This window comes from Henriciella aquimarina (genome assembly GCF_002088975.1).
GTDB classification, from domain to species: Bacteria; Pseudomonadota; Alphaproteobacteria; order Caulobacterales; family Hyphomonadaceae; genus Henriciella; species Henriciella aquimarina.
Map to the genome: position 1 here is coordinate 38,998 of NZ_NCST01000037.1, position 24,853 is coordinate 63,850.

The window sequence follows — 24,853 nt, forward strand, 5'->3', positions numbered from 1 at the left end:
TCAAATCTCATGCCCGCCGCCATTCAGACCCGCTCCAAGCTGACAGACCGCTATCAGACCACGGTTCCCGCCGAGGTGCGCAAGGCGCTGAAGCTCGGAAAAAAAGACCAGCTGAAGTATAGCATTTCAGCTGAGGGAGCCGTGCAGATCGAAAAAGAGACTGGCGAGACCGAAGACCCGGCTATGATAGCGTTTCTTGGATTTCTCGCGCGCGATATGGAAGCCAATCCGGGCCGCATCGAGCCGCTTGGCGCCGACTTCATGGCGCGCGTAGCATCGCTGACGCAGGATGTCGACATCGATCTGGATGCGCCGCTGTCGCCAGACGATGAATGACAAAACCCAAGCAGACACCCTTAGTGATCGGGGGATGGACGATATTCGCTCATCCCCTTTTTCTTGATCAGCTGTCCGAGTTGACCGCGAAGGTCGAGAAGCAGAAGGCGAAAGATTCGGGGGGCTATCACAAGAAGAACAGCGCTAAGCGCCTTGCCGCGATCGAGAAGATTGTCACTGAGGTTATTCCGGCTGCCCCCGGCTCACCAGATCATATGCAGGGCGACACGCTTGGCGCGGAAAACAAGCACTGGTTTCGCGTCAAATTCTTCCAGCAATACAGACTCTTTTATCGTTTCAACTCTAAGGCTAAAGTTATTGTTCTTGGATGGGTGAATGATGAAGGAACCAAGCGCGCCTATGACAGCAAGACAGACGCCTACCGCGTTTTCGCGCGCATGCTTGATTCAGGAAACCCGCCAGGAAACTGGGAAGACTTGCTTGGCGAGGCTGAGCAAGCAGAGGCCGGGCTTGGGGCGGCAATGAAGCGTGTCTGAAGAAACCGAAGCCGACACGCGCGCAAACCGGATCGACCCGGTACTCGCCGCCGCTGGCTGGACAACAACGCCGGGCGCACGGGTGCGCCGGGAGCTGATCTGTCCCGGCCGCATCATGAGCGGCGGGCGGCGCGGGAAATCCAAGACCGCCGATTATGTCTTCGAATATCGCGGCCAGAAGCTCGCTGTCATGGAAGCGAAAAAGGCAGGTGTCGGCCATAGCGTCGGCATGGGCCAGGCCAAGGACTATGCCGGGCGGCTGAAGGTCCGCTTCGGCTTTTCCAGCAACGGGATCGGCTGGCGCGAAGTCGATATGGTGGCGGGCGCCGAACGGGATATCGCCCTGCCATTCCCGACACCTGATGAACTCTGGAACCGCATCTTCTCCGAAGACAATCGCTGGCGGGACCGCTTCGGCGATGTGTCCTTCGAGACGGGCGGCGGCAAATGGGAAGCGCGCTATTACCAGCACAATGCGATCAATGCGGTTCTGGAAGCCGTGGCGAAGGGTAGAAAGCGGATTCTGCTGACCCTGGCGACCGGGACGGGCAAGACCAGTATCGCGTTCCAGATCGCCTGGAAGCTGTTTCACGCCAGCTGGAATCTGTCGGGTGAGCCAGTGCGCCGCCCACGAGTCCTGTTTTTGGCAGACCGCAACATCCTCGCCGATCAGGCTTTCAATTCATTTTCCGCCTTCGAGGCGGGGGCTCTGTCACGGGTGAACCCCAAGGAGATCAAGAAGCGCGACGGCAACATGCCGAAGAACGCCAGCGTCTTCTTCTCCATCTTCCAGACCATGATGACGAGCGGGGCAGCCGAAGAAGGCGAGGATGAGACGGGCGAGATCGTGTCCAATGGCCCCCCCCAACTACCTCCAATATCCGCCGGACTTCTTTGATTTCATCGTGATCGATGAATGCCACAGGGGCGGTGCGAATGATGAAAGCACTTGGCGGGCCATTCTGGAGCACTTCTCGCCTGCCGTGCAGCTTGGCCTGACAGCCACACCGAAACGGACGATCAATGTCGACACTTACGACTATTTCGGCGAGCCCGTTTACACCTATGCCCTGAAGGAGGGGATCGAGGATGGCTTTCTCACGCCGTTCAAGGTGCGCCAGATGGCGAGTACGATCGATGAGTATGTCTTCGGGGCGGGCGATACCGTGATCGACGGCGAGATCGAGGAAGACCGCAAATATACGGAAGGCGACTTCAACACGAAGATCGTGATCGAGGAGCGCGAACGCAGCCGCGTCCGGGAGTTCATGAAACAGATCGACCCGCGCCAGAAGACCTTGGTTTTCTGCGCCACGCAGGACCATGCGGCCCGCGTGCGCGACTATATCAATGAAATGAAAGTGGTGCCTGATCCTCATTATTGTGAGCGGGTGACGGCTGAAGACGGTGAGATCGGCGAAGCGCACCTGCGCACCTTCCAGGACAATGAGAAAACCATCCCGACCATCCTCACGACGTCCCAGAAGCTCTCGACCGGCGTCGATGCGCGCAACATCCGCAATATCGTTCTGATGCGGCCCGTCCGCTCCATGATCGAGTTCAAACAGATCATTGGGCGCGGCACCCGCACCTTCGAGGGCAAGGACTATTTCACGATATACGACTTCGTGAAGGCCTATGAGCACTTCAACGATCCCGAATGGGACGGCGAACCTCTGGAGCCGGACCGGCCCGCTGTGATTGACGGAGAAGGACAGACGGCCGGTGGCATGGAAGACCCGGGCGAAGATTATGTGGACGATAGCCCTGGTGAACCGCGCCCGGCGAGGATCCGCGTCCAGCTTGCCGACGGGAAAGAACGGCGCATTCAGTACATGGCATCTACAAGCTACTGGGTGGATGGGAAACCGATCGGCGCTGAAGAGTTCATGAAGCGCCTCTTTGGCGACCTTTCCGACATTGTGTCCGGCGAGGACGAGCTGCGCGAGAAATGGAGCGATCCGGAATTACGGGCAAAGCTCTTCACCGTGCTGGAAGAGCGTGGGTACGATCTTGAGCGCCTGGAAGACATGAGCACACTGATTGATGCGCGGGACAGCGATATTTTTGACGTGCTTGCCTATGTCCGCTTCTCACTGGACCCGAAGACAAGGCGGGACCGAGCTGACAGCGCACGAGAACATGGCCTGGAAGGATTCGAACTGGAGATGCGCGACTTCCTCAAGGATGTGCTGCATGCTTATGAAAGAGATGGCGTTACCGAGCTGGGCTACAACAAGCTCGGCGATCTTTTGCGTGTGCGTTATGGGTCCACTGGCGATGCGAAACGCAGACTAGGTGAAATCGGTGAAATACGCAGCGCCTTCTCGGCGGTGCAAAGATATCTATATGCAACGTAGCCGCGCAAAATGCGGGTACATTTGCGGGTATATCCATATTTCTCGATTTAAAAAAACAATAAAAACAGACGACTAATTCATTGATTTGATGCCTCTCCTGGCACCAGGCTCTATTTTCCAAGACAAATTAACAAAGCTCTGGAGATGCTCCCGCGTGGCGTGAAAGGGATGTATTCTGACAACAAAAGCGCTGCTTATCCGGACAGGAATTGGCGTGATGAACAATTGCGGCGCGGTTGTCGGTTGCACCGTCAAACCCGGTCCCGAGGAGGTGCCGCGTCATGAAGCTCTCTCCTCGGAACCTGGCGGCATCCACGGATGAATGATGTCTTTCAGGTTTCTGAGCTCCTCGATCTGGCGGTGGAGGATCATCCGCAGGCCGCTCACTTTCGGATCTTCAAGCTCGCTCCCGGCAACCGCGTCGGAGACGACGAAAAGCTCTGCCATGACAGTGTAAAGCCGGTCGGCAACATCGACGGTGTCAAACGCACCGCGTTCCCTTCTGGTCTCTCGCGCGAGCCGGCTGCGGTTTCGCGACGAAGCGGATTTCCGGCGTTTGCTCATGAGCGCCGCTCCCAAAAACAAGAGACCGCGCAAGACACCGGGAGATCGGGCGAAGGCTGGCCGGCCCAGCGAATCAGTTCCCTCTGTGGCACTGTTGGCTCCTTTGATCTGCTCGTATGCCGTAACAATTTTCTCTGTTTTTCGAAACTAATATTCTAAAATCCGAGATAATTGTCAATCGCTTTCCGAGGCTTTATTGCGTTTAAAAGAGCCTGCCTTCAGTTTTCGAGCATGATCACGCCCGAACAATGCCGTGCGGCCCGCGCGCTCCTGGACTGGACCCAACTGCACTTGGCAAATGAGGCTAAAGTCAGCGATTTCACCATTCGCAATTTTGAGCGGGGAAGGACCGCTCTGAAAGCAAGTACAGCCCAGCTGGTTCGCATGATTTTCGAAGCCAATGGCCTTGTTTTTATCGACGAGAATGGCGGCGGGCCAGGCGTCCGACTGGAAAAGCCGGTCAAGGGCAAGGCCTAGCCCCTAATTGCACTGCCGCTCCGTCTTCGGCTGGTGTTGTATGCTGATAGCTTATTGGTCTGAAACATCTCCATACTCGGGAAGATCTCAAAGTTGACTAAGATATGCTCTTGCTCAACTTTCCCGCCGCCGCTGTCTGCCTGAGCGATGGGAATACGAGGCCGAAGCCCAGAAGGGCTTTGTACGCGTTTCTCAAAACCTGATCAGTCTTGCGATTGGAGAAACGTCTCCCTCGCCTTCTGGAGTGTGGCGACGAGGTTATGGGGGTCCCCGGCTGTCACGCCGCCATCAACAGCAAGGATTTGCCCTGTCACGTGCAGGGAGCGGTCACTTCCAAGAAAAAGGGCCGCATTTGCCACATCGCTCGGAGAGGCCCGCCGCCTGAGTGGCTGGGTCGCCATCCAGACCTCGTCGAGGCGTGCCTTCAGCTCCGCCTGAGCCTGCTCCGACAGGCCGGGTTCGGCGAAAGCGCTCATCCCGGTGGGAATGCGGCCGGGCGCCAGCCCGTTCACCCGGATGCCGTATTCGCCAAGATCAATTGCCAGGGATCTGGTGAGGTTGATGACGCCGGCCTTGGCGGCGCGATAGGCGGAAAGCGAATAGCCGGCTGTGACACCCCCCGTTGAAGTGGTGTTGATGATCGAGCCCCCGCCGGCCTTTACCATCTCGCGCGCCGTGATCTGGCTGCCATACATGACGCCAGCGAGATTAATACGCATGACCTTGTCGAAGTCATCGAGGGGGTCGTCCAGAAACCGGTCGTGGAACGCACCGGGAAAGCCGGCATTGTTGACCATGATGTCCAGGCCCTGAAACGCCGAGACGGCGTCATCCACAAGCGCTTCAAGGTCAGCGCGCACACTGACATCGGTGCGCAGGAAACGCGCGCTTCCCCCCAGATGCGAGGCCAGGGCCGCGCCATTCTGCGCATCCAGGTCTGCAATGACGACCTTTGCCCCTTCGGCCACGAACAGTTCTGCGGTGGCCCTGCCAATCCCTTTCGCCCCACCTGTGACGATCGCCACCTTGCCTGAAAGCTCATCGGCCATTGTGGCCTCCCTTGTTTCTGGTTTGTGGACACGGCCTTGCCCGGGCACCAGGCAGCTACTGTGCCTCCCGCCGGGCCCGGTTACTCAGGAAAACGCCGACACTGCCAATCAGGCCGAGCACAGCCATCACGGCGAACAGCGCCATGGGCGTCAATCCGGCGCTGGACATGAAACCGATCGAGAGCGGTCCAATACCGGCGCCGATGCGAGACGAAATCATCGCCGTGCCAAAGGCAGCGACGCGGTATTGTGTGGGGACGAGGTCGCCCACGATATAGGTGATGGTTACCTGCGACCCCACACCGAAAAAGCCGGCAAGAAAGCAAAGCACCATTGTCGTCGTCTGATCCCCTGACAGCACACCGAGACAGAGGATGGACAAGGCTGCCCCAGCATAGGCGGGAATAGCCACCTTGAACGGGCCCAGACGGTCGACCAGAAAGCCCAGGATGAGGAACGCGACCATTGCCCCGCCCATGAGAAGGCCGCCGGAAAGGGCCGCTGTTGCCTTGGAAAACCCGGTGTAGACAAGCAAGGTCGGTGTCCAGCTCATCAGGATATAGCCGAGCCCGGCGCTGAAGATGTTGGTTACGAAAATGATGGCGAACGCGATGCCGCCAGCTTTCAGAAGCGAGCGGATAACACCCCCTTCAGCCTTCTCCTGTGCCGTCTCAGACACCGGTGCATCCGCCGCTGCAGGACGCCTTTCACGCGGGATAGCGGCAAAAAGGGACGGCAATAGCAGGATCGGCAGTACACAGCCGATCCAGAAAAGCGGTCGCCACCCATACTGGGAGGAAATCGTCGCCGAGAGAAGCCCGCCACACAGGCCGCCCGCCGGTATGGCGCACATGACGAGCGAGAGCGATCTTGCACGCACCTTTCGCGGGACGGAATCCATCATCGCACCGAACAGCAAGGGCATGGCCATGCCGAGCCCGATCCCGGCAAAGAAGCGTATAACGACCAGCACAGGCCCTGTACTGATCAGGGAGGTGATGATGGAGCCGATGGAGATCCAGAACAGGCAGAGCATGAGAACGGCCCGCCGGCCGAATTTCATTTCCAGATGGGCGGCCGGTACGGCGCCGAACATGCCGCCGATCAGCCCCGCGCTGAAAACCCAGCCCAGAATACTGGACGACAGGGTCAGCTCTTCCTGCATATAGGGCGCCGCAAAGGCAATCACTTGCGAGTCATAGCCATCGACCAGCCCCGCTGCGACGCAGAAACAGATGAGGAAGATGTCCTTCCTGTTCAACGCACGATCGGCCTCTGTATCTTCCGGGGCCTGGTCAGAAGCGGGAGCCACACTACGCATATTCGAAACACCTTTAAAAAATTGCGGCCTTTGCACCTAATAAAAAGAATTGGTCTCAGGAAAACATATCTGGTCGATCATCTTTGATGGGTGTGTCGCCGGCTGGCCTCCCCTGCCCCGCCTTAAGCCTGCAGAACACAAGGATGCCGCCGGCGCACAAACGCAAAGCCCCGCACGCCGTGGGACGTACGGGGCTTTCCATCAGAAGCTTTTTACCCCGAAGGTGATCCCGAAGGTCCGCGGCGCCCCGGGCGAGAAGACGTCATTATCGTCCTGGATCACGACATTCCGGATCCGCTCATCGGCGAGATTGGCGCCCCACAGACGGACAAAGTATCCGCCATCGAAATTCAGCGTCGCAGAGGCTGAGATCGAATGGTAAGGGTCCTGCTCGACCCGGCCGTCCGGCTCCCAGATGAAGCCGCTATTATAGTTCTCGTTCACGGCAAGCATGAGCTCCTTACCCTCGAGCGGCACCCGGTATTGCAGGCTGAGATTGCCGGTGAAATCCGGCGCTCTCTGCATGCTCTGTCCAGAGAGATCACAGGTCACGCTGACATTCCCGCCACCGGGGACAGGCTGGGTACACACAGCACCGGGGAAGCTCGCATATTCGGCATCCATGGCCGAGAACCCGCCAGAGACCTGAAACCGGTCGGTGACCCGGCCCTGAAAATCGACTTCCAGACCTTTGACCTCGCCTTCCGCGGCGTTGAACTGGATGGGCACTGCCTGGTCGGACGGCGTCGAGCGCAGCTGAAGATCGTAATAATTCGCATAATAGGCGGCGACGTTGAGCTGCAGCCTGTTGTCGAACCAATTGGTTTTTGCGCCGACCTCATAGGAATCGACCTTCTCCGGATTGACCGGCGGATTGGTCAAGCTGGAGAGGTTGTAGACGCCGCCTTTCACGCCCCGATTATAGGAGCCGTACAGCATGAGATTGTTGGTCGGCTCATATTGTAGCACCGCCTTGTAGGTCGGCATTTTCCAGGTTCTCTCGAGTGGAAAGCCACCGGCCGCAGCTGCCTGCTGTGCTGTCAGCAACACGTCGCCATCAGGCGAGACCTGCCGGCCACCGAACTCCTTCTCGTCCTGAGTGTAGCGCGCGCCCAGCGTCAGCGTGAGATCGGAGGTCAGTTCGGCACTCACCTCGCCATAGACCGCATGGCTGACAAGCTCCTGGAATGAAAACAGCCGGAAGAGCGTCGTCTCGTCGACATTCACGAAGAGGTCGGAATCGGTATCGGTATTGATGTAGAAGTAGCCGACGATCCAGCGCAGCCAGCTATCGTCATCCGACTTCAGCTGGAGTTCGCCCATCTCGCTGGTGCTCTCATTCGCGTTGGGCAGTGTCACGGCCAGGCCTGAGCCGAACGGAATGGGGCCGGGCGTGATATTGGTGGCGTCGGAGGAGTGGTGATGCGCGCCCATGACCATGAGTTCGGCAAAGCCGAAATCATGCGTCAGGGTCACCGCTTCGAGATTCTGCTCGATGTCGACCTTCGGATCGACCGGAGACGTCCCGATATATTCGCCCAGATAGGTCGTCTCGCCATCGACAGCCACCGTGCCGTCCAGAATGGCCGGGGCGTTGCCGGCGTCATCCGTCGCATCGGAATAGAGGAAATTGAAGGTGAGCTCCGTGTTCGGGCCCAGCTCCGCAATGGTCTTGCTCTGCGCGACGAAGCTCTCACGCGTGTAGAGATCGGTATTGCGGGTTGCGTTTCGGCCCCATCCGTCATTCTGGCGCAGCCTGTAGAGGGCAAGCCCGGTGCTCACGGAATCGGTAATGGGCGCTTCAATATAGCCCTTGGCCCGGAACGTATCATAGTTCGCATAGCCAAGTTCGGCACTGTAGGCGAGTTCGTCGCCGGGGTCTCTCGTATTGATCTGGACCACACCACCTGTCGTGTTGCGGCCGAACAATGTGCCCTGCGGCCCCTTCAGGACCGCAATCTGGTCGACATTGTTCAGGGAAAGCACCGTCGCCGCCGATGCGGGCAGATAGACATTGTCGAGATAGGTCGCGACAGGCGGCTCAAGCCCGGCCGCAGCGGCCGTCTGGCCGAGCCCCCGCAGGAAGGGCTGGCCGGATGGCCCCGTCTTTGTGAACACCAGCCCCGGCACCAGATTCGAAAGACCGCTGGTCGTGTCGATAGAGGCGGCATCCAGTGCACTGTCGTCCACCGCCGTGATGCTGATCGGCACATCCTGGATGCTCTCGGCCCGACGCTGGGCGGTCACTTTGACGACATCGTAGACACGCGCCTCCGACGTCTCGTCCTCCTGGACCGGCGGCTCAGCCGGACGCCGCTCTACAGGCCCAGAATCCGCCTGATCCACCTGAGCCATGCGAAAGGATTTTTCCTCCTCGCCGGCCGCCTCCTTCGTTTCTGCCAGGACCAGTACAATGGAGCCGTCCTTTTGCGCCTTGTAGGAAAGGGACTCGTCCTCGATGAGACGACTGAGCGCCTCCGTCGGTGTCATTTCACCGGAAACCGGTCTGGAAATGCGTCCGCGCGTAATCGAGGACGGCGCGATCACGTTCACTTCCGACTGGCGGGAGTATTCAAGCAGGGCTTCCGAAAGCTGCTGGGCTTCAATATCGTATTTTTGAAGCTTTTCCCCTTCGGCATGGCCGGGCATTGCAAGGGCCAGGACCAGCGCGGAAACGGCGGCCAGCCTTTTTGCTGGAAAGCCCGTCTTGTTCTTATGGATCATGATGTCTCCCTCGATTTTTTATCAATTGTGATTTTGAGGCCTGCCGGAGCGATTACCTCCCCGCCTTGAAAGCCTTCAGCATGTCCGACGAACGAGCCCGTCCAATTCGTCGCAAAATGTGCAAAACGATCTTCCGGGCAGGATATTTTCAGGGAAGGGTGCAGCGGCGCTGTCTGGAAAGAGCGCCCTAGCGGAGAACGACCACGCCGCCGTCTTTCTCTTCGATCTGAAGATCGAGAGACGCTGCGATCAGGTCGAGCGCGGCCGGCAAATCGTCAGCCTGGACAGCCAGCGTATATTCCAGATCGGCAACATCGCTCGCCTGTAATTCGATATCCTCTTCCAGATAGCGGTCGAGGTCGGCGATGATGTCCTTGATCGGCGTGTCGACCCAGGTGAGGTCCCCCCGGCGCCAGGAAGCGACATCCTCAGCCTTGATCGGGCGTACCGGCTGGACCTGCCCGGTCTTTGGCGCAGACACTTGCTGTCCGGCGAGCAGCACATGCTTGATGTCCTTGTCGCGAATGGCACCTTTCACCGCTTCGGGCTGGATCACCTCGACCCGGCCCTCGGAGACGGCAATGCTGACAGCCTCCGTTTCCAGAGACACATCGAACTTTGTCCCCCGGACGCGCACAACCGTATTGTTCGCGACCACGATAAAAGGCCGGTCGGGATTGCTCTTCACATCGAAATAGGCTTCGCCTTCCGACAGGCTGACCCGTCTCTCATGGGCCGTGTAATCGACAGAGAGTGAGGAAGCCGCGCCAATGGTCACGACAGAACCGTCAGGAAGCGTCACATCCCTGACCTCGGCAATCTCCGTGACGAGATCCGGCGTGTCGACGGGTGCGGACGAAGAGAGAAAGATCGCCAGCATGGCGACGGCCAGAGACGCTACTGCCAGCCCGCCCCCGATGGCCCGCAGACCACCCCGCCCCCGGAACGGCGCCATCAGAGCCTTGGCGAACACCATAACGCGCGCCATCGCCCATTCATGGAAAGGTGGCTTCAGCCAGTCGCTGTACTGGTCGAGATGGCGCAGATGCGGCAATTCCTTGCGCAGGGCCTGGGCGGCCTGGAACTCAGCCTCGTGGGCCGGGTCAGCCGACACCCATTGATTGAAGGCGCGTGCTTCTTCAGCGGTCAGCGACCCGGACGCCATGCGTTGCGCCCAGGAATCAGCAGCCTCGCCGATATCATCCCTCGACTGGATCGTTTCCGCAGACATGTGTTTGCGCTCAGCTATCCTCATCACCCATCAACTTCGCAAGCGCACGCCGGCACGTGGCGACACCCGCCTTGACCTCTTTCCGAACCGTCGACTCGCTCGTGCCACTCATACGTGCAATCTCAACATAGCTCATGCCTTCAAGCCTGTTCAGCAGGACGAACCTCCGGCGACGGCGGGGCAGCTCCTTCAAGGCCGCAACGACACATTGAAAACGTTCTCTCCCTAATAAGACGATCTCCGGGCTCAAATCGTCATGATTAGACGCAACAAAATCGAGTTCTGCGCCATTTACGCTGACATTGAAGCGGGTCGACGACTTGCGCGCGTGATCCTTGATCAGGTTTCCGGCCGTCCTGATGAGGAAGGCCGTGGGATTTCCGATAGCGGACCGGTCAGCCAACGCTGCATATTTTGCGAAAGCCTGCTGGACGATATCGTCCGGATCAGGTGGCCCGGCCCCGACCTTGCCCCTGACGAAGGCGAATATTTCCCGATAGCTTTCTTCGAAAACTCCCTGAAGGCTATGCGGATTCGTCGGCGCGTCGCCCGCATGCCCGACTGAATTCTTCTGTCTATGCACCGCAATATTCCTCCCAATTATATATTTTCTCATGGGGGTATAAAAATAAATCGCTCGCTTCGACAAGCGCCGATTATCGACGTCACGCGCACGACATCCATGGCAGACAAGATCACCTCGCCCTGCAACAGGCGATATCTGCGCTCGTGCGGCGTCACCATTTTTATGAATCTGCCGGCTCAAAAAGCTGCCGGTTGCATCCCGACAAGCTGCGAGGCTGTGGCGGCGTAGAGTTCGGCGATATCGGCCCTCAGTTGCGCCTTTGCCTCTACCGCGCCGAGCCGGACACGCTGGGCCTGGCGCTGTGCATCCAGCAGCGACAAAAGGGACCCCGCCCCGTTCTCATAGGCAAGCGAAGAGAGCCGCGCGTTTTCCTCCGCCGCCCGGATCGCGTCCGTTTGCGCGGCAATCAGCGCCTTGTCCTGGGTCAGGCCCTCAAGGACATCGGCAATCTGCACGAAGGCCTCAAGCACTGTCTGGCGATACCTGGCGTCGGCTTCTTCCGCAGCGGCCCGGGCGGCGATTTCATTGGCTTTCAGGCTGCCCCCATCGAGCAAGGGCGCGGTCACCGACGGACCAACCGCCCAGCCGAGGCTTTCATAGTTGAAGACCTCCCCGGGTTTGAGCGCGGCGAAGGCGAAAGACGCATCCAGGGAGATGTTCGGATACTGCCGGGCCATGGTCACGCCGATCCGGGCCACAGCCGCATGCAACTCAGCCTCAGCCGCCAGGATGTCCGGACGGTTGTGGACGAGGCTGGATGGCAGGCTGAGCGGAATGTCTTCTGGCAAAGCAAAGTCATCAATGGTGAACTCGGGTGCCGCCCATTCCCCCGGCAGATGCCCTGTCAGCAGAGCCAATGCATGGCGCGCTGCAGCCCGGCGCTTGCGCAACCTTGGCAGCTTTGCCTGGTCCTCGGCGAGCTGGGCCTGCGCGGTGACACGCGCGGCTTCCGGCTCCCCGCCGGCGGCAATTGCGCGCCCGATCATGTCGAGCGTCTGCCGGTCAGCCTCGATAATGGCCTGCAGTTCATTGATCTGCGAATTGAGCGAGGCAAGCTTCATGGCTTTCAACGTCAGCGCCCCGGTGAGGCTCAGATAGGCTGCATCCCGGCGCAGGCGCTGCGCCTCGGTCTGCGCCGACAGGTTCTCGATCTGGCGGGCCTTGCCGCCAAACAGGTCGAGATCGTAGCTGACATTCGCGCCGATCGAGTAAAGATTGATGGTCGGGCTTGGAAAGCCTTCTATGCCAAATGAAGCGGTATTGACCCGCTGCCGCTCGGCCATGGCCTGAAGGGACGCCTGGGCCTCCTGCGTACCGCGTTCAGACAGCTCGTACGCCCGCGCCTGCGCAAGCGAGGCGTCAGCGGCGGCAAGGGTCGGATTGTTGGCAAGCCCCTGCTCGATGAGCGTGTCCAGCGCCGGGGAACCAAAGACCGTCCACCACTCGGCCGGCACGGTCTCGTCGGCCACCAGGCGCACTTCCTCCGGCAGGGGGCTGTCGCCGCTCATCGAATAGCCCTTTGCGGCAGGGGCGTCCGGCGCACGGAAATCCGGGCCGACCGTCGTGCAGGCCGCAAGGCCAGCTGCCAGCGTGGCGAAAAGAAGAGGTCTCAAGTCAGGCATTCTTTGCCTCCGTCGAGCGCAGGAAGAAGAGAAGCGGCAGGATCACCATCGAGATGATGAAGAGCAGATGGAAGCTGTCGACATAGGCCACCATCGCCGCCTGTCGGCCAACCATGCCTTCCGCGATGGCCTGGCCTCTGGCCGTATGAAGATCGAGCGTCTGGGGCAGCATGGCACGAACCGTCGGGTCGTCGGGCGTCAGCCCCGCAGCCAACCGGTCGCTGACGATCCGCGTATTGTAGATCTGCAGCACCCCCACGATGGAAATGCCGACGCTGCTGCCGACATTGCGGATCAGGCCGAAGAAGGATGCCGCCTCCGTGCGCAGCGCCTGCGGGATGGTCGCGAAGGCCATGGTCATCAGCGGAATGAAGATGAGGCCAATGCCCAGACCCTGGAAAAAGCCAGAGACAACAATCGGGTCCTGGCTCATCTGCAGGGAGAAGCCGGACATCATGTAGTAGGACACCGCCACCAGGGCGATGCCGGTCAGCACAATCAGCCGGTTGTCGAACCGCCCGACCAGCCAGCCGACGAGGAACATAGAAATGAAACTGCCCACCCCGCGCGAGGCCTGGGTCATCCCGGCGGTAATCACCGGATAATCGAGCAAATTCTGCATCATGGTCGGCAGCACGGCCATGCCCGCGAACATCAGCACACCGATACAGAGGACCATGAGCGCCGCGATCAGGAAATTTGCATCCGCCAGGATGGAGGGGTGGATGATCGGCCGCCGCGTCGTGAAGATATGGACGAAGAAAAGATACAAGCCGAGCAGCAGGACGGCGAGGTAGACCCAGATCTCGGTCGAGGCGAACCACTCCTTCGTTGGCCCCCGGTCGAGCAATAATTGCAGGGCGATCAGGGCGGCGATCAGCGTGACATAGCCAAAGCCGTCAAAGCGCTCGCGGACCTGTTCGGTATGCTTCGACAGCGTCGATGAAAGAATGAGAAAGCCGACAACAGACAGCGGGACATTGATGAAGAAGACCCAGCGCCAGCTCAGATGCTCGGTCAGGACACCGCCCAGGATCGGTCCCATGATCGGGCCCAGAACAGCCCCCATCCCCCAGATCGACATGGCCCGGGCATGTTTTTCGGGCGGGGTGATATCCAGCAGGATCGCCTGCGACATCGGCATGAAGAGCGCCGCCGAGGCCCCCTGGACAAGCCGGAAGCCGACCATCTCGTAGATATTGGTCGAGATCCCGCACAGGAAGGATGCGACGGTAAAGGCCACAAGGTTGAACAGGAGCAGGAAGCGGCGGCCGAACCGCTGCTCCAGCCAGCCAATGGCCGGCATTACCACGGTGCGGGCGAGGATGAAGGAGGTCAGCACCCACAGGATCTCGTCCTGCGAGGCCCCGAGGCTCGCGCGGATTTGGGGCAGCACCGTATTAGCGATCGTGGCGTCGATCGTCGTCATCAGTGTCATCAGGATCAGCCCGGTCGTGATCAGGGTACGTTGCGCAGGCGCGGGATAGTCTCCTTCTCCCGGCACGGCCTGGCTGACTGTGCTATCGCTCATGACCCGGAGGGGCCCTCAGGCCTGGTGTTTACATCCACCTCGGCACTCAGCCCGACGGCAAGGTCCGTCGCAGGCGGTTCGTCGAACTCGATGCGGACATTCAGACGCTGGACGACGTGAACCCAGTTTCCGGTGGCGTTCTCGGCCGGAAGCACCGAGAAGCTCGAGCCTGTGCCCGGCGAGAAACTCACCACGTGGCCCTCGAAAACGATATCGGGATAGGCGTCGACACGGATTTCTGCAGGTTGGCCGGGTTTGAGGTGCTCCAGCTGGTTTTCCTTGAAGGCGGCATCGACCCAGGGATTGCCTGAAATCAGCCAGAACAGTGTCTGGGCCGGCTGGACATAGGCGCCAGGCTGGATCTGGTCGACGCGTGCAACTGTGCCGCTGGAGGGCGCGACAATGACAGTATCCTCAAGATCGCTGCGGGCCTGCTCCAACGCGGCCTGCGCTTCCAGCACGAGCGGGTGCCGGTCGGTCTCGACATCGGCAGAGCCCCCCAAATTGGCCAGCGCATTGGCGCGCGCCTCAAGCGCAGCCGTCTCGGCGCGCCTTGCGACATCGGCCGCATTCTGGGCCTCGTCCAGTTTCTGCTGGGAACTCACACCGGCTTCGACCAGGTTCTTCTGGCGCTTGAGCTCGCTCCCGGCATAGTCCGCCCGGCTGCGCGCGGTGGAAAGGTCGGCCATGGCCTGACGGTAGGACGCGCGAAGTGCCGAGACCCGCAGCCGCGCCGATGCCAGCCTCGCTTCGGCGCTCGCGACAGCCGTGCGATAATCGGAATCATCGAGCCGGAACAATACGTCGCCAGCCTCCACTTGGTGGTTTTGTTCCACCAGCACATCCGTCACCCGGCCACCTATGCTGGCACTGATCGGTGCGCGCGCGGCGGCGACCACAGCATTATCGGTCGAGACATGCCCACGGACGCTGATGAGGTAGGCGGCCACGCCCAAGGCCACCAGGACCGGGGGCACGACCATGAGGATAAACCGCGGGCCACGATACCATTTGGGCTTCTTGCGTTCAGGCTGTGGTGCCAATGCTGTGTCGGCCGATGCTTCCTCGATCGGCCCTGCGGACGAACCGTCCATAATGTTCTACCTGTCTGAAGATCCGCCGGAGGGCGGACATTATTCCCCAGCGGGTACATAAGGGGATCGACTTCATGAACAAAATGATGTTTATGCACAGGCATAATGAATCAAATTCAATTTCGGTCGATCGACCTCAACCTGTTCCGGGTCCTGCTGACCTTGCTGGAACATCGCAGCGTCACGCGGGCGGCCGAAGACCTGGCCCTCACGCCATCGGCTGTCAGCCACGCCCTTGCCAGGCTGCGCGCCTCTCTCGACGACCCTCTCTTCGAGCGAAAGGGCGGCCAACTCGTTCCGACCACTTATGCCCTCGAACTTGGCCGCCAAGTCCGCCCAGCCCTCAGCCAGCTGCGCCGTGCCGTCGACCGCAGTGAGTTCGACCCGGCAACCGCCGAACGCGACTTCACGATTGCCGGGGGCACCTATGTCTCATCGGTCCTGCTGCCCCAGCTGATCCAGACGCTCGGCGAGACCGCACCCGGCATCCGTATCAACCTCGAGCGGATCGAGGGCAGCTATCTCGACGATGTCGAACACGGCCGGCTGGATCTCGCGATCGGTGTGCCACAAGCGGCCACAGGGCGGCTGGCCTGGGCACCACTCGCCGAGGAAGACATGGTTTGGGCGGCCCGGACAGGCCACCCGTTCATCAAAGCACCGCTGACCCTCGACATGCTGGCCAAAGCCCAACACGTCGTTATCGAACGACTAAGTACCCTGATCGAACCGGACTATACCGAAGCCCGGCGCTTTTTCGACGAAACGCCTGACTTGCAGAACACTGCCAGAAATATCCCGGCCACCAGCAAGGTCCGCTCGACTGTCCGGGTGCGAGATCCCTCCCACGCGCTCGCAATCGTCAGCCGCTCCGACCTTGTGACCCTGACGCTGCGAGGCCTTGCCGAAACATGGCAAGCTAGAACCCTGCAGATCCTTGAGCCGCCACACCCCTGCCCCACGATGCGCATCGGCGCTATCTACCGACCGTCCCAGACCCAGGATCCGGCCCTGGCCTGGCTGCTCGAAATGATGGGCCGTATCAAGGACGCTCAGCCATCGGAGAGTAACTCCGCCTCGGACCAGCGGGCGCCAGACTGACGGGCCCGGCAATCGCTGGAGAGTTCAGTCTGCCGTCCTCGGCGCAAGGTGGGGCGACCGTGACCTGAACCTTGACGGCGGGACCAGGGTGAACACCGCCAGCAGCAGGAGGCAGGCCGATGTCACCCATGTATAGGGGTTGTCATAATGGCCAAGGTAAACGGCAACATGGATCAGCACGGCCGCGCCAAGGGCAACGCCGAGGCCCGCCCGCATGAGCTGTCCCGTCCTGATCGGATCCGACAGACAATAGCCAAGCGCACCGACAGCGAGCGTGCCACCCCAGAAAACGGCGGTGAGCCAGCCACTGCCCAAGCCTATCAGGCTTGCAAGAAGCGTCACCGCAAGCAGGGCCGAAGTTCCCCAGACCAGGCCGGACCAGGCCGAAGCGAGGCGCGGCAGGGCACGCCCGGCCTCCGCGCGCTTCAGGAAATAGATGTTCATGCCCGCCGCGATGATGATGCAGAGCGCAATGCCGAAGACGGCATAGGCCACCTTCACGGCAAGGCCGCCGAAATCCCCGAAATGGAGATAGTAGGTCGACATGGTGATCTGCTTGCCGGCTTCGCCATCGGAATAGCCGCCCTTGCCGGTATAGGTGCCGGCGCCGTCGAATTCATAGGTTTCGCCATAGATCAGCCGGTCATGGTGTTCGCCGTAAATGGTGATGTGCTGCCCGGCCGTACCGGGGTCATGCGCGATGACGAGAAACGGATCGGCCTCGGGCGCGATCTCCGACAGGCTGGCCAGCGCCGCCTCCACATTGGGGAGATCGGCCGGCGTCTCGTCAGGCGCCGGCTCCGCCCCGAAGACGGCTTCCGACAGGGCCCGTGTGTCGCCATCGAAACTCGTCTGCGCCAGCACCAGGGCAACAATGGAGAAGAGGCCGATAATCGCGCCGGTGGCGGCCACGATGATGGTAAATGGCGCGGTCCAGACACTCAGCCGATTGTGCAGATCAGCCTGGACGAGCCGGGCCTGCCCCGTGCGTCGAAAGCGGAAGGCATCGCGGAAGATACGCGGATGGGCAAGGAAGCCGGAGATTACCATGGCGACCAGCATGACCCCGAAGATGGCGACCACGATCATGCCGAAACTGGTCGGCAGGTTGAGATAATAGTGAAGGTGGATGAGGAAGTCGTTCCAAGGCGTCTCATACTCGCCGGTCAGTTCGCCGGAGGGATTGGCCGTCTGCAGGCCGTCATCGCCGCCAGCGACATAGCGCGGCCAGTTGTTGCGCGGCAGGTAGAGGTAGAGGTGCGTGGTGTCTGGCTGGGCGGCGGCAACGCTTTCCACGGTCGCCTGCGCGGCTTCCGGCGAGACGGACTGGATCGGGTCGGAGACGGGGTTTTCCCACCAGCCAAGCTCATCCTCGAAGACCGCGACCGCACCACTCAGGCAGACGATGAAGAGAATAGCGCTGATCACCAGCCCCATGACGGAATGGGCAGAAAGCGACCGGTCGACCCGGGCCTTGCTCGATTTCGGCCAGATGGAAGACGCCATATTCCGCTCCTCAGATGAAAGCCATGGCGGCTGTCGCGGCAAGCGCAACACCGGCATAGATTGACCGGCGCCCGGCCCGGGGCTCGATGAGCAGCAGAACCGAGACGAGCGCCCAGATCAAGACGGCAGCGATGATGGCGATGGTGCCTGCCGTGGCCGCGCTGCCTTCAGCCGGGCGGATGAGCTTGAAGAGCCCCGCCGCAGCCAGGAAGGCGATAACCCCGGCGACCGGTGCGGCGACGAGAAAGGTCCAGACGCCCAACAACCCGGTGCGCAGCGGATGACCGGCCGGCGCTTCAGCCTCATTGCGCGTTCTTCTGCGGGCGCCTGCGACGGGAGGCGCAAGCCCTTTCAGGACCGGCATAGCAAAGAACGCTGTCGCCCCGGCCATGGCGATAACGCTGGCCTGGGCGACGCCGCGGTCCCCATTAGCGAAGAAGGCGAGGACGAGCGCGCCTGCGAGCAAGGCCCAGCCCCCGGTCAGCGCCTTCACATTACCCGGACGCTTCCAGGAGAGGAAAAGCAGGGCGAGCGCGGCCAGACACATCAGGCCCGAGGCTGTCATCATGCTCCAGTCAAATGCCGTCATGCGCCTCGCCCTACCCCGATCAGAACTTGTAGCGCAGGTTCGCCACAACGGTCCGGCGCAGGCCCGGGAAGCAGTCCCCGCGGGTCAGGCAGCCGGTGAGATATTTCTCATCGGTGACGTTACGCGCATTGATCGCAAAGTCCCACTGATCCCATTCATACCCGACCATCAGGTCGCCCAGCGTGTAATCAGGCGTCACATAACGGATCGTGCCGTTTTCCGAGACGGTCTCGCCAACATAGCGCAGACCGGCCCCGGCCTTGAAGCCTTCCAGCATCCCGTCCGGGCGCCATGTCGTCCAGAAGGAGGCTTGGGTTTCGGGGATGGCCGCCAGTTCAAAGCCGTTCGGATCTTCCGCATCGATGGTGGAGGCGGCGGCCTGCACATAGATTTCGTCGAACTGCAGCCGGCCTTCCAGCTCGAAGCCTTTCAGCTTGGATATGCCCTGCTGCTGGGCTGCATCGCCCGGCAGGCTGTTCGGGTTCGGCAGATTGGAAATCTCGATATCGTAATAGGCCAGCGTGATCAGGCCCGGGATGCCGCGCGGCTCGTATTTGAAGCCGGCTTCATATTGGCGGGCTTCCTGCGGATCGAGCTGGTTGCCCTGAACATCGCTGCCGACGACGGTCTCGAAGGATTCCGAATAGCTGACATAGGGCGCAAGGCCGTTATCGAAGCGGTAGAGCGCACCGATGCTGGTAGAGACCGCATCGTCTTCCTGCGTGGTCGTGCCATTATCGTTTTCAACACGATCGGCGCGAACCCCAGCGGTAAAGCGCCAATTGCCGACCGAGATCTGGTCGGAGACGTAGACGCCCGTGTCCTCGACGGTTTCGGCGGGCGTATTGTTCAGGACAGCATCAAAGGCACTCTCATCGGGATAATTGCCATAGGTCGGATTCTTCAGATCCAGCACATAGCGGAAATCACCGGCGAGCGCGCCGCCGCCATAAATATTGGCCGTATCGCTGTCGGTCTCCACATCCTGATACTGGATGCCTGCGAGGATGTCGTGCTCCAGGACACCCGTCGTAAAGCTGCCGCGCAGACGGATGTCGCCGGCGATCTGGTCAAAGGTATTGTCTCCCCGATAGAAGGTGCGCGGCACGGTGGTATCGCTGAAGGTCAGTCCCTGTGCGTCAGCGGCCGCCTGCAGGGCAGGATTCTCAGCCAGAATATCGTTCAGATACCGGCTCTGGCCCGCCCCCGTGAAGGCCGGCCATGCCTGATGGTAATCGGCTTCGCCGGAGCGCCAGAGCGCGGTGCCCTCGATCATCAGATTGTCATTGAAACGGTGCTCACCGAGCAAAGTCACCTGTTGGGATTCGGTATCATAGCGATTGAAGCCCGGCTCGCCGGCATAGACCTCATAGTCGAGATAACCGCCGCCATCGAGCGGGTTGAGCGTGCCTTCGACCGGGATGAATTGAGCCGCCGTGTCGCTGTCGGTCTCCTGCACGAGGCCGATCAGGGTGAACTTCGTGTCCGGAGTCGGCAGCCAGGAAAGCGACGGCATGAACACGCTCGTCTTCTCGTCGACCTGATCGATCTGCGTGCCCGTGTCGCGGTAGAGGCCAACGAGCCGGTAGAGCAGCTTGCCGTCACTGCCCGCCACCGGGCCCGTGACATCGCCGGCCACCTGATAGCGGTCGTAATTGCCGACATCTGCCTGGAGCTCGCCGCCAAAATCTTCCTTCGGCGTCTTGGAGACATAGTTCACGATGCCGCCGGGCGAACCCTGGCCGTAGAGCACCGAGGCCGGCCCTTTCAGCACCTCGACCTGCTCAACCGTGTAAACGTCGGCGCGGGTGGAGTTGTAGCTGCCGAACAGCTCCTGAATGGAGTCGCGGTAGCGCGGCAGATCGAGACCGCGCGACTGGGGGAAATCGCCACGCGTGGAGAACCCGTAAGGCTCCGCTGTAACACCGGCGACATAGGTCAGGACCTGGGAGAGGTTCAGCGCCCCCTTGTCCTCGAACATCTCGTCAGTCTCGACCGAGAGCGAGCGGGCCGTCTCGACGATCGGGGTCTGCGATTTGGTCGCTCCGAAGGCCGTCGTGCCCGTGACAATAACCGTTTCCTGGCGATTTTCCTTGTCCGCCTCCGTCCTGGACTCCTGCGCTGTCGCAAGCGCGGTTGTGCTTACAGATACCAGAAATGCTGCGGCCAGTCGGCTGACTTGCATGTTGCCCTCGCGATCACATTTTGCGTGTGAGAATGATTTTCAATTTCGCCCGCGGGTAATCTTGCAGGTATCGCGAGTCAATCTCATTCGCAGGAATACTGCACGTGCCCGCGCCTTCATTCCACCGCCGTCATCGATCCGAAAAGGACGGTGGCTGTCAGGGCATTTTCATGCGCTCCAGACAACCAAAGTGGTCAAAAACCTCCGCCTTCTGATGTCTGGAAGGTCGCTACCGCTCGATTTTGAGGCAGACTGCAATGAATCCATAGCCATGCATTATCGTGGACTTTGAGTCGGAAGAAATTCTGTATTTCATGGCTGAAATAATATCCATGTTCGGAGTCGCGACTGAGTGCAGACCAGGATCATGCCGAATAAGCTATCGCACGGGCTCGCCGTAACTGTGGCGGGGGCCAATTCCTCGCAAGCGACGCTGATCGCTGCGGCGATCGCTGATTGCGCAAGACTTGCCTTCCTTCAGGACCTCCAGACCGATGCTGTCATAGACGCTGTTCAGGGCGGCGGGTCGAACCTTGTCCTGCTGTTGGCCGGTGAGGCGGATGACGCATTGCTGGAGACATGCGGCGAAGTGGCCATGCAAACCCAGCTGCCTGTTGTGATCTTCGTGGAAACCGCCCCCGCCAATGCGGCCGCACAGTTCGTACGGCGCGGGGCAAGCAGCTTTATCGTGAAAGGGCTCGCCGAAGACCGGCTCTCTCCGATCATCGAGACGGCCATGGAGCGTCACCGCCTGGTGAGCGCCCTGCAGAATGAGTTGCTCAATTCGAAAAGTGAGCTTACCGCGCGCAAGACGATCGAGCGAGCCAAGGGCCTTCTGATGCAGCAGCAATCCCTTTCGGAGGCGGAAGCCTACGACTCCATGAGACGCGTTGCCATGGAAAGAGGCCTTAAGCTCGTCAAGGTGGCCCAGACCATTATCGGCCTTTCAGACCTTGCGCCGAGTGCCGGCGTCCGCGGCAAATAATTCCCAGATGATGAAATTCTTGTCGCATTAATGTTGCAGTGCATCAAAATGAGGCGGTCGCCAAACTTGTACCAAACGACGGACGAAACGCTGTTTACACACCAGCAAGAAGTTTAGTCGTCTGCATATATCGGGCTGTCTCAACGGCGAGCGGCCCTGCTGTCCAATGTCGGACCGGCTACCCCGCTCCTGCCTAGCGGAGATGGGGCACGATTAAGCCAAACCAAATCAACGATTTATTGCGGACCTTGTTCGTCCGCACACAGCTTCGTGCGCCCTGAAAAAAGGGATGGGGCGCCGTTGGATCAGGGGCAACTAGATATGAGGGAAATCTAATGAACAGATCACTAAAGGGGCTACTTCTGGGAAGCGTTATCGCTGTCGGCATGTCTGGCGCGGCCTATGCCCAGGAAACCGAAACAACCGGCGATGATGACGCCGTTCAGGAAACCGTCGTTGTGACTGGTGCGCGCGGCATGCCACGCTCGGTCGCCGACAGCCCGGTGCCGATCGACGTGTTTGACGAAGAGCAGATCACCGACATTTCCTTTGTCGACACCAATGACGTCCTGAAGACGCTCGTGCCGTCCTACTCGCTGTCTCGCCAGCCGATCTCGGACGGCGGGACATTCATCCGCCCGGCACAGCTGCGCGGCATGCCGACCGACAAGACGCTTGTTCTTGTGAACTCCAAGCGCCGCCACCGCGCAGCGCTGGTTTCGATCGGCGGGTCGGGCACCCAGGGTCCGGATATTTCGACCATTCCGTCTTCGGCCCTGAAAAGCGTCGAAGTCCTGCGCGATGGTGCAGCCGCCCAATACGGGTCTGACGCGATCGCCGGCGTTATCAACTTCATCCTGAAGGACAATGCCGAGGGCGTTTCACTGACCGCACAGACGGGCCAGTATTATGAAGGCGACGGCACGCAATATCTGCTGACCGGCAATATCGGCCTCCCGCTTGGCGACAACGGGTTCATCAGCATTTCGGGCGAATATTCCGATAGCGAATCGACGGTGCGTGCCGATCCCTATTGTGAAGCCTGGGCTTGTACGGACCCCGACAGCCCACTTTTCCCGAGCTTCAACACTGACATCGCCTTCTACGACGAAGAAGCGTTCATCGCAGGCCTGCCGGACGCCAACATTAATGACGGCGATGTCGTTCAGCCATGGGGACAACCGGAAAGCGAAGCCTTCCGCATGTTCTACAATGCCGGCTATGATTTCGGGTTCGGTGAATTCTACAGCTTCGGTAACTATTCCAGCTCCGAAGCTTCCGGCGGTTTCTTCTACCGCTATCCGGGCAATGGCACGATCGAGAACCTCCGCCTTGAGGACGGCTCGGTCTGGTCGCCGCTGGCCTTCTTCCCGGGCGGCTTCACGCCGCGTTTCTCCGGTGACGTGACCGACTATTCCGTTGTGGGCGGCGTCAAGGGTGAAACCGATACCGGCTTCACCTGGGACCTCTCTGGCCGTTTCGGTCACAACGAGATCGAGTACACCCTTGAAAACACGGTGAACCCGTCGCTTGGCGAACAATCGCCGACCAGCTTCCATCCCGGGGACCTGATCAACGAAGAGACGCAGCTCCAGGCGGACTTCAGCCAGAGCTTCGATACCGGGCTCGCCAGCCCGCTGCTCTTCGCCTTCGGCCTGAGCTATATGGATGAGTCCTATGAGCTGAAAGGCGGCGATCCGCAGTCCTACGCAGCCGGGCCCTATGCCGGTGCCGACCCGTATGGCTTCTGTAACGCCGATGGCACGCCGACAGCAGAAGGTCTGGGCGTGATTGCCACCGGCTCAACGCTCGACTGTGCCGACGACTCCGATCCGGTCTACACTGTTGTCGGTGTCGGCTCGAACGGCTTTCCGGGCTATTCGCCGGAATTCTCCGGGGAATATACCCGCGATTCCTATGCCGCCTATGCCGACCTGAGCGCGGACGTAACCGATGCGCTCTTCCTGCAAGGCGCCCTTCGCTTCGAGGACTATTCGGACTTCGATTCCGAACTCGTCTGGAAGCTGGCAGGCCGCTATGAGTTCACGCCAGCCTTCGCCATGCGCGCCTCTGTCGGTACCGGCTTCCGGGCACCGACACCGGGCCAGCAGGGCACGACCAACGTTTCAACCCGGCTGCCCAACGGCTTCCCGGTTGCGACAGGCCTCTTCCCGGCCGGCGGGCCGGTGGCCCAGGCTCTCGGGGCAGAACCTCTCAAGCCTGAAAAATCGACCAACTACACGCTTGGTTTCACCAGCAACTGGGACAATTTCGGCCTGACCGTCGACTTCTACCAGATCGATCTGGAAGACCGCGTGAACGCCGTCTCCACTCAGGATGTGTCCACGGACCCGACATCGGGCGGGGCGTATGACAACTATCTGGCGCTTGTCGATGCCGGGGTTGTCGGGGCTGAATCGATCGGGGGCGTGTTCTACTTCACCAACGCCTTCGACACGACGACCCAAGGTGTTGATATCGTCGGCACCTATGCCAAGAGCTGGGCGAACGGCCAGTCCACGGACTTCACAGCGTCCGTGAACTACAACAAGACCGAGTTCGATGGCGACATTCCCGTGGTCAACGGAACGCCGATCTTCAACGCCGAAGACCAGTACGACTTCGAGAATGCCGATCCTGAATGGCGGGGCGTGTTCAGCGTGACCCACCGTATCGGTGACTTCTCGATTGTCGGGCGTGCGAACTATTACGGCTCGTACAAGAACTCCGACAGCGGTGGCGCCGACGGCAACATCCAGGAGTTCGGCAAAGAGGTGCTCTTCGACCTCGAAGGCAGCTATCAGGTCAACGAGAACGTCCGGCTGAGCGTCGGGGCCCGCAACATCTTCGACGAGTACCCGGACGAGGCCGACTACGCCCTTATCGGGGACTCCTGCTGCGGCCGGATCTACCGTTCCGACAGCATCGTCGACTGGCAGGGTGGCTTCTACTACGCGAGGGTCGCCGCTGAATTCTAAGCATACACTGTATGCGGGACCTCCTCCGCATGCGGCTGGAAGGGAGTGGCGCTCGCCACTCCCTTTCATTTCTTCAAATCTTCATTTTCAAATTTATCATCGGGAGTCGCGTCGCTT

General features: G+C 60.4%; 18 protein-coding genes and 1 pseudogene. 8 read left to right on the forward strand and 11 right to left on the reverse strand.

Going from position 1 to position 24,853, the window contains the following annotated elements; all coding sequences use genetic code 11:
• Window positions 1-9 precede the first annotated feature (9 nt).
• From B8784_RS05255 to B8784_RS05275, 5 genes and pseudogenes are all read left to right on the forward strand, one after another.
• Window positions 10-336 (forward strand): type II toxin-antitoxin system PrlF family antitoxin, encoded by a 327-nt coding sequence (locus tag B8784_RS05255; protein WP_084396550.1) that lies wholly within the window; start codon window positions 10-12, stop codon window positions 334-336.
• Complete coding sequence (locus tag B8784_RS05260) at window positions 333-833, forward strand: type II toxin-antitoxin system YhaV family toxin (RefSeq protein ID WP_084396551.1); 501 nt, start codon at window positions 333-335, stop codon at window positions 831-833. Before B8784_RS05255 ends, B8784_RS05260 begins: the two co-directional genes overlap by 4 nt.
• Window positions 826-3,193: pseudogene (gene hsdR, locus B8784_RS22160) on the forward strand (EcoAI/FtnUII family type I restriction enzme subunit R). The gene B8784_RS05260 and the pseudogene hsdR overlap by 8 nt, the downstream one beginning before the upstream one ends.
• Before the next feature lie 318 nt (window positions 3,194-3,511).
• The gene (locus B8784_RS21220) at window positions 3,512-3,916 is read left to right on the forward strand and encodes a hypothetical protein (protein WP_143435302.1); all 405 of its coding nucleotides are present in this window, start codon (window positions 3,512-3,514) and stop codon (window positions 3,914-3,916) included.
• A 72-nt stretch (window positions 3,917-3,988) separates the two neighbouring features.
• A complete protein-coding gene (locus B8784_RS05275; protein ID WP_084396553.1) occupies window positions 3,989-4,234 on the forward strand; it encodes a helix-turn-helix domain-containing protein in 246 nt (81 codons plus the stop codon).
• Window positions 4,235-4,437: 203 nt separating this feature from the next.
• Here the strand turns inward: B8784_RS05275 and B8784_RS05280 are convergent, their stop codons facing one another.
• From B8784_RS05280 to B8784_RS05315, 8 genes are all read right to left on the reverse strand, one after another.
• Entirely contained in the window at window positions 4,438-5,283 is an 846-nt protein-coding gene (locus B8784_RS05280; protein ID WP_084396554.1) for an SDR family NAD(P)-dependent oxidoreductase, read from the reverse strand.
• A gap of 55 nt (window positions 5,284-5,338) precedes the next feature.
• Window positions 5,339-6,604 carry an MFS transporter gene (locus tag B8784_RS05285; protein ID WP_084396555.1) on the reverse strand — a complete coding sequence of 422 codons (1,266 nt, stop codon included), beginning with the start codon at window positions 6,602-6,604 and terminating at the stop codon, window positions 5,339-5,341.
• A 201-nt stretch (window positions 6,605-6,805) separates the two neighbouring features.
• Window positions 6,806-9,328 (reverse strand): TonB-dependent receptor domain-containing protein, encoded by a 2,523-nt coding sequence (locus B8784_RS05290; RefSeq protein WP_084396556.1) that lies wholly within the window; start codon window positions 9,326-9,328, stop codon window positions 6,806-6,808.
• A gap of 187 nt (window positions 9,329-9,515) precedes the next feature.
• Window positions 9,516-10,559 (reverse strand): FecR family protein, encoded by a 1,044-nt coding sequence (locus B8784_RS05295; RefSeq protein WP_158085584.1) that lies wholly within the window; start codon window positions 10,557-10,559, stop codon window positions 9,516-9,518.
• Between the two features lie 10 nt (window positions 10,560-10,569).
• On the reverse strand, window positions 10,570-11,142 hold the full coding sequence (locus tag B8784_RS05300; protein ID WP_158085585.1) for an RNA polymerase sigma factor: 573 nt from the start codon (window positions 11,140-11,142) through the stop codon (window positions 10,570-10,572).
• Window positions 11,143-11,321: 179 nt separating this feature from the next.
• Complete coding sequence (locus B8784_RS05305) at window positions 11,322-12,758, reverse strand: efflux transporter outer membrane subunit (protein ID WP_158085586.1); 1,437 nt, start codon at window positions 12,756-12,758, stop codon at window positions 11,322-11,324.
• A gap of 1 nt (window position 12,759) precedes the next feature.
• Complete coding sequence (locus B8784_RS05310; RefSeq protein ID WP_084396560.1) at window positions 12,760-14,298, reverse strand: MDR family MFS transporter; 1,539 nt, start codon at window positions 14,296-14,298, stop codon at window positions 12,760-12,762.
• Window positions 14,295-15,392 carry an HlyD family secretion protein gene (locus B8784_RS05315; protein WP_084396561.1) on the reverse strand — a complete coding sequence of 366 codons (1,098 nt, stop codon included), beginning with the start codon at window positions 15,390-15,392 and terminating at the stop codon, window positions 14,295-14,297. The genes B8784_RS05310 and B8784_RS05315 overlap by 4 nt, the downstream gene beginning before the upstream one ends.
• Window positions 15,393-15,497: 105 nt before the next feature.
• Between B8784_RS05315 and B8784_RS05320 the strand changes: the two genes are divergently transcribed.
• Window positions 15,498-16,493 carry a LysR family transcriptional regulator gene (locus tag B8784_RS05320; RefSeq protein ID WP_084396562.1) on the forward strand — a complete coding sequence of 332 codons (996 nt, stop codon included), beginning with the start codon at window positions 15,498-15,500 and terminating at the stop codon, window positions 16,491-16,493.
• Window positions 16,494-16,517: 24 nt separating this feature from the next.
• On the opposite strand, the gene B8784_RS05325 is transcribed toward B8784_RS05320, so the two are convergent.
• Genes B8784_RS05325 through B8784_RS05335 form a run of 3 tightly spaced genes read right to left on the reverse strand, consistent with a single transcriptional unit; the run spans window position 16,518 to window position 20,773 of the window.
• Window positions 16,518-17,999, reverse strand: a complete 1,482-nt coding sequence (locus B8784_RS05325) for a PepSY-associated TM helix domain-containing protein (protein WP_158085587.1) — start codon at window positions 17,997-17,999, stop codon at window positions 16,518-16,520.
• A gap of 10 nt (window positions 18,000-18,009) precedes the next feature.
• Window positions 18,010-18,588 carry a hypothetical protein gene (locus B8784_RS05330; protein ID WP_143435305.1) on the reverse strand — a complete coding sequence of 193 codons (579 nt, stop codon included), beginning with the start codon at window positions 18,586-18,588 and terminating at the stop codon, window positions 18,010-18,012.
• Between the two features lie 19 nt (window positions 18,589-18,607).
• Window positions 18,608-20,773 carry a TonB-dependent siderophore receptor gene (locus tag B8784_RS05335; protein ID WP_084396565.1) on the reverse strand — a complete coding sequence of 722 codons (2,166 nt, stop codon included), beginning with the start codon at window positions 20,771-20,773 and terminating at the stop codon, window positions 18,608-18,610.
• Between the two features lie 367 nt (window positions 20,774-21,140).
• Here B8784_RS05335 and B8784_RS05340 point away from each other — a divergent pair, with 367 nt between their 5' ends.
• Window positions 21,141-21,758, forward strand: a complete 618-nt coding sequence (locus B8784_RS05340; RefSeq protein WP_084396566.1) for an ANTAR domain-containing response regulator — start codon at window positions 21,141-21,143, stop codon at window positions 21,756-21,758.
• Between the two features lie 386 nt (window positions 21,759-22,144).
• The gene (locus tag B8784_RS05345; RefSeq protein ID WP_407646468.1) at window positions 22,145-24,736 is read left to right on the forward strand and encodes a TonB-dependent receptor plug domain-containing protein; all 2,592 of its coding nucleotides are present in this window, start codon (window positions 22,145-22,147) and stop codon (window positions 24,734-24,736) included.
• Window positions 24,737-24,853 lie beyond the last annotated feature (117 nt).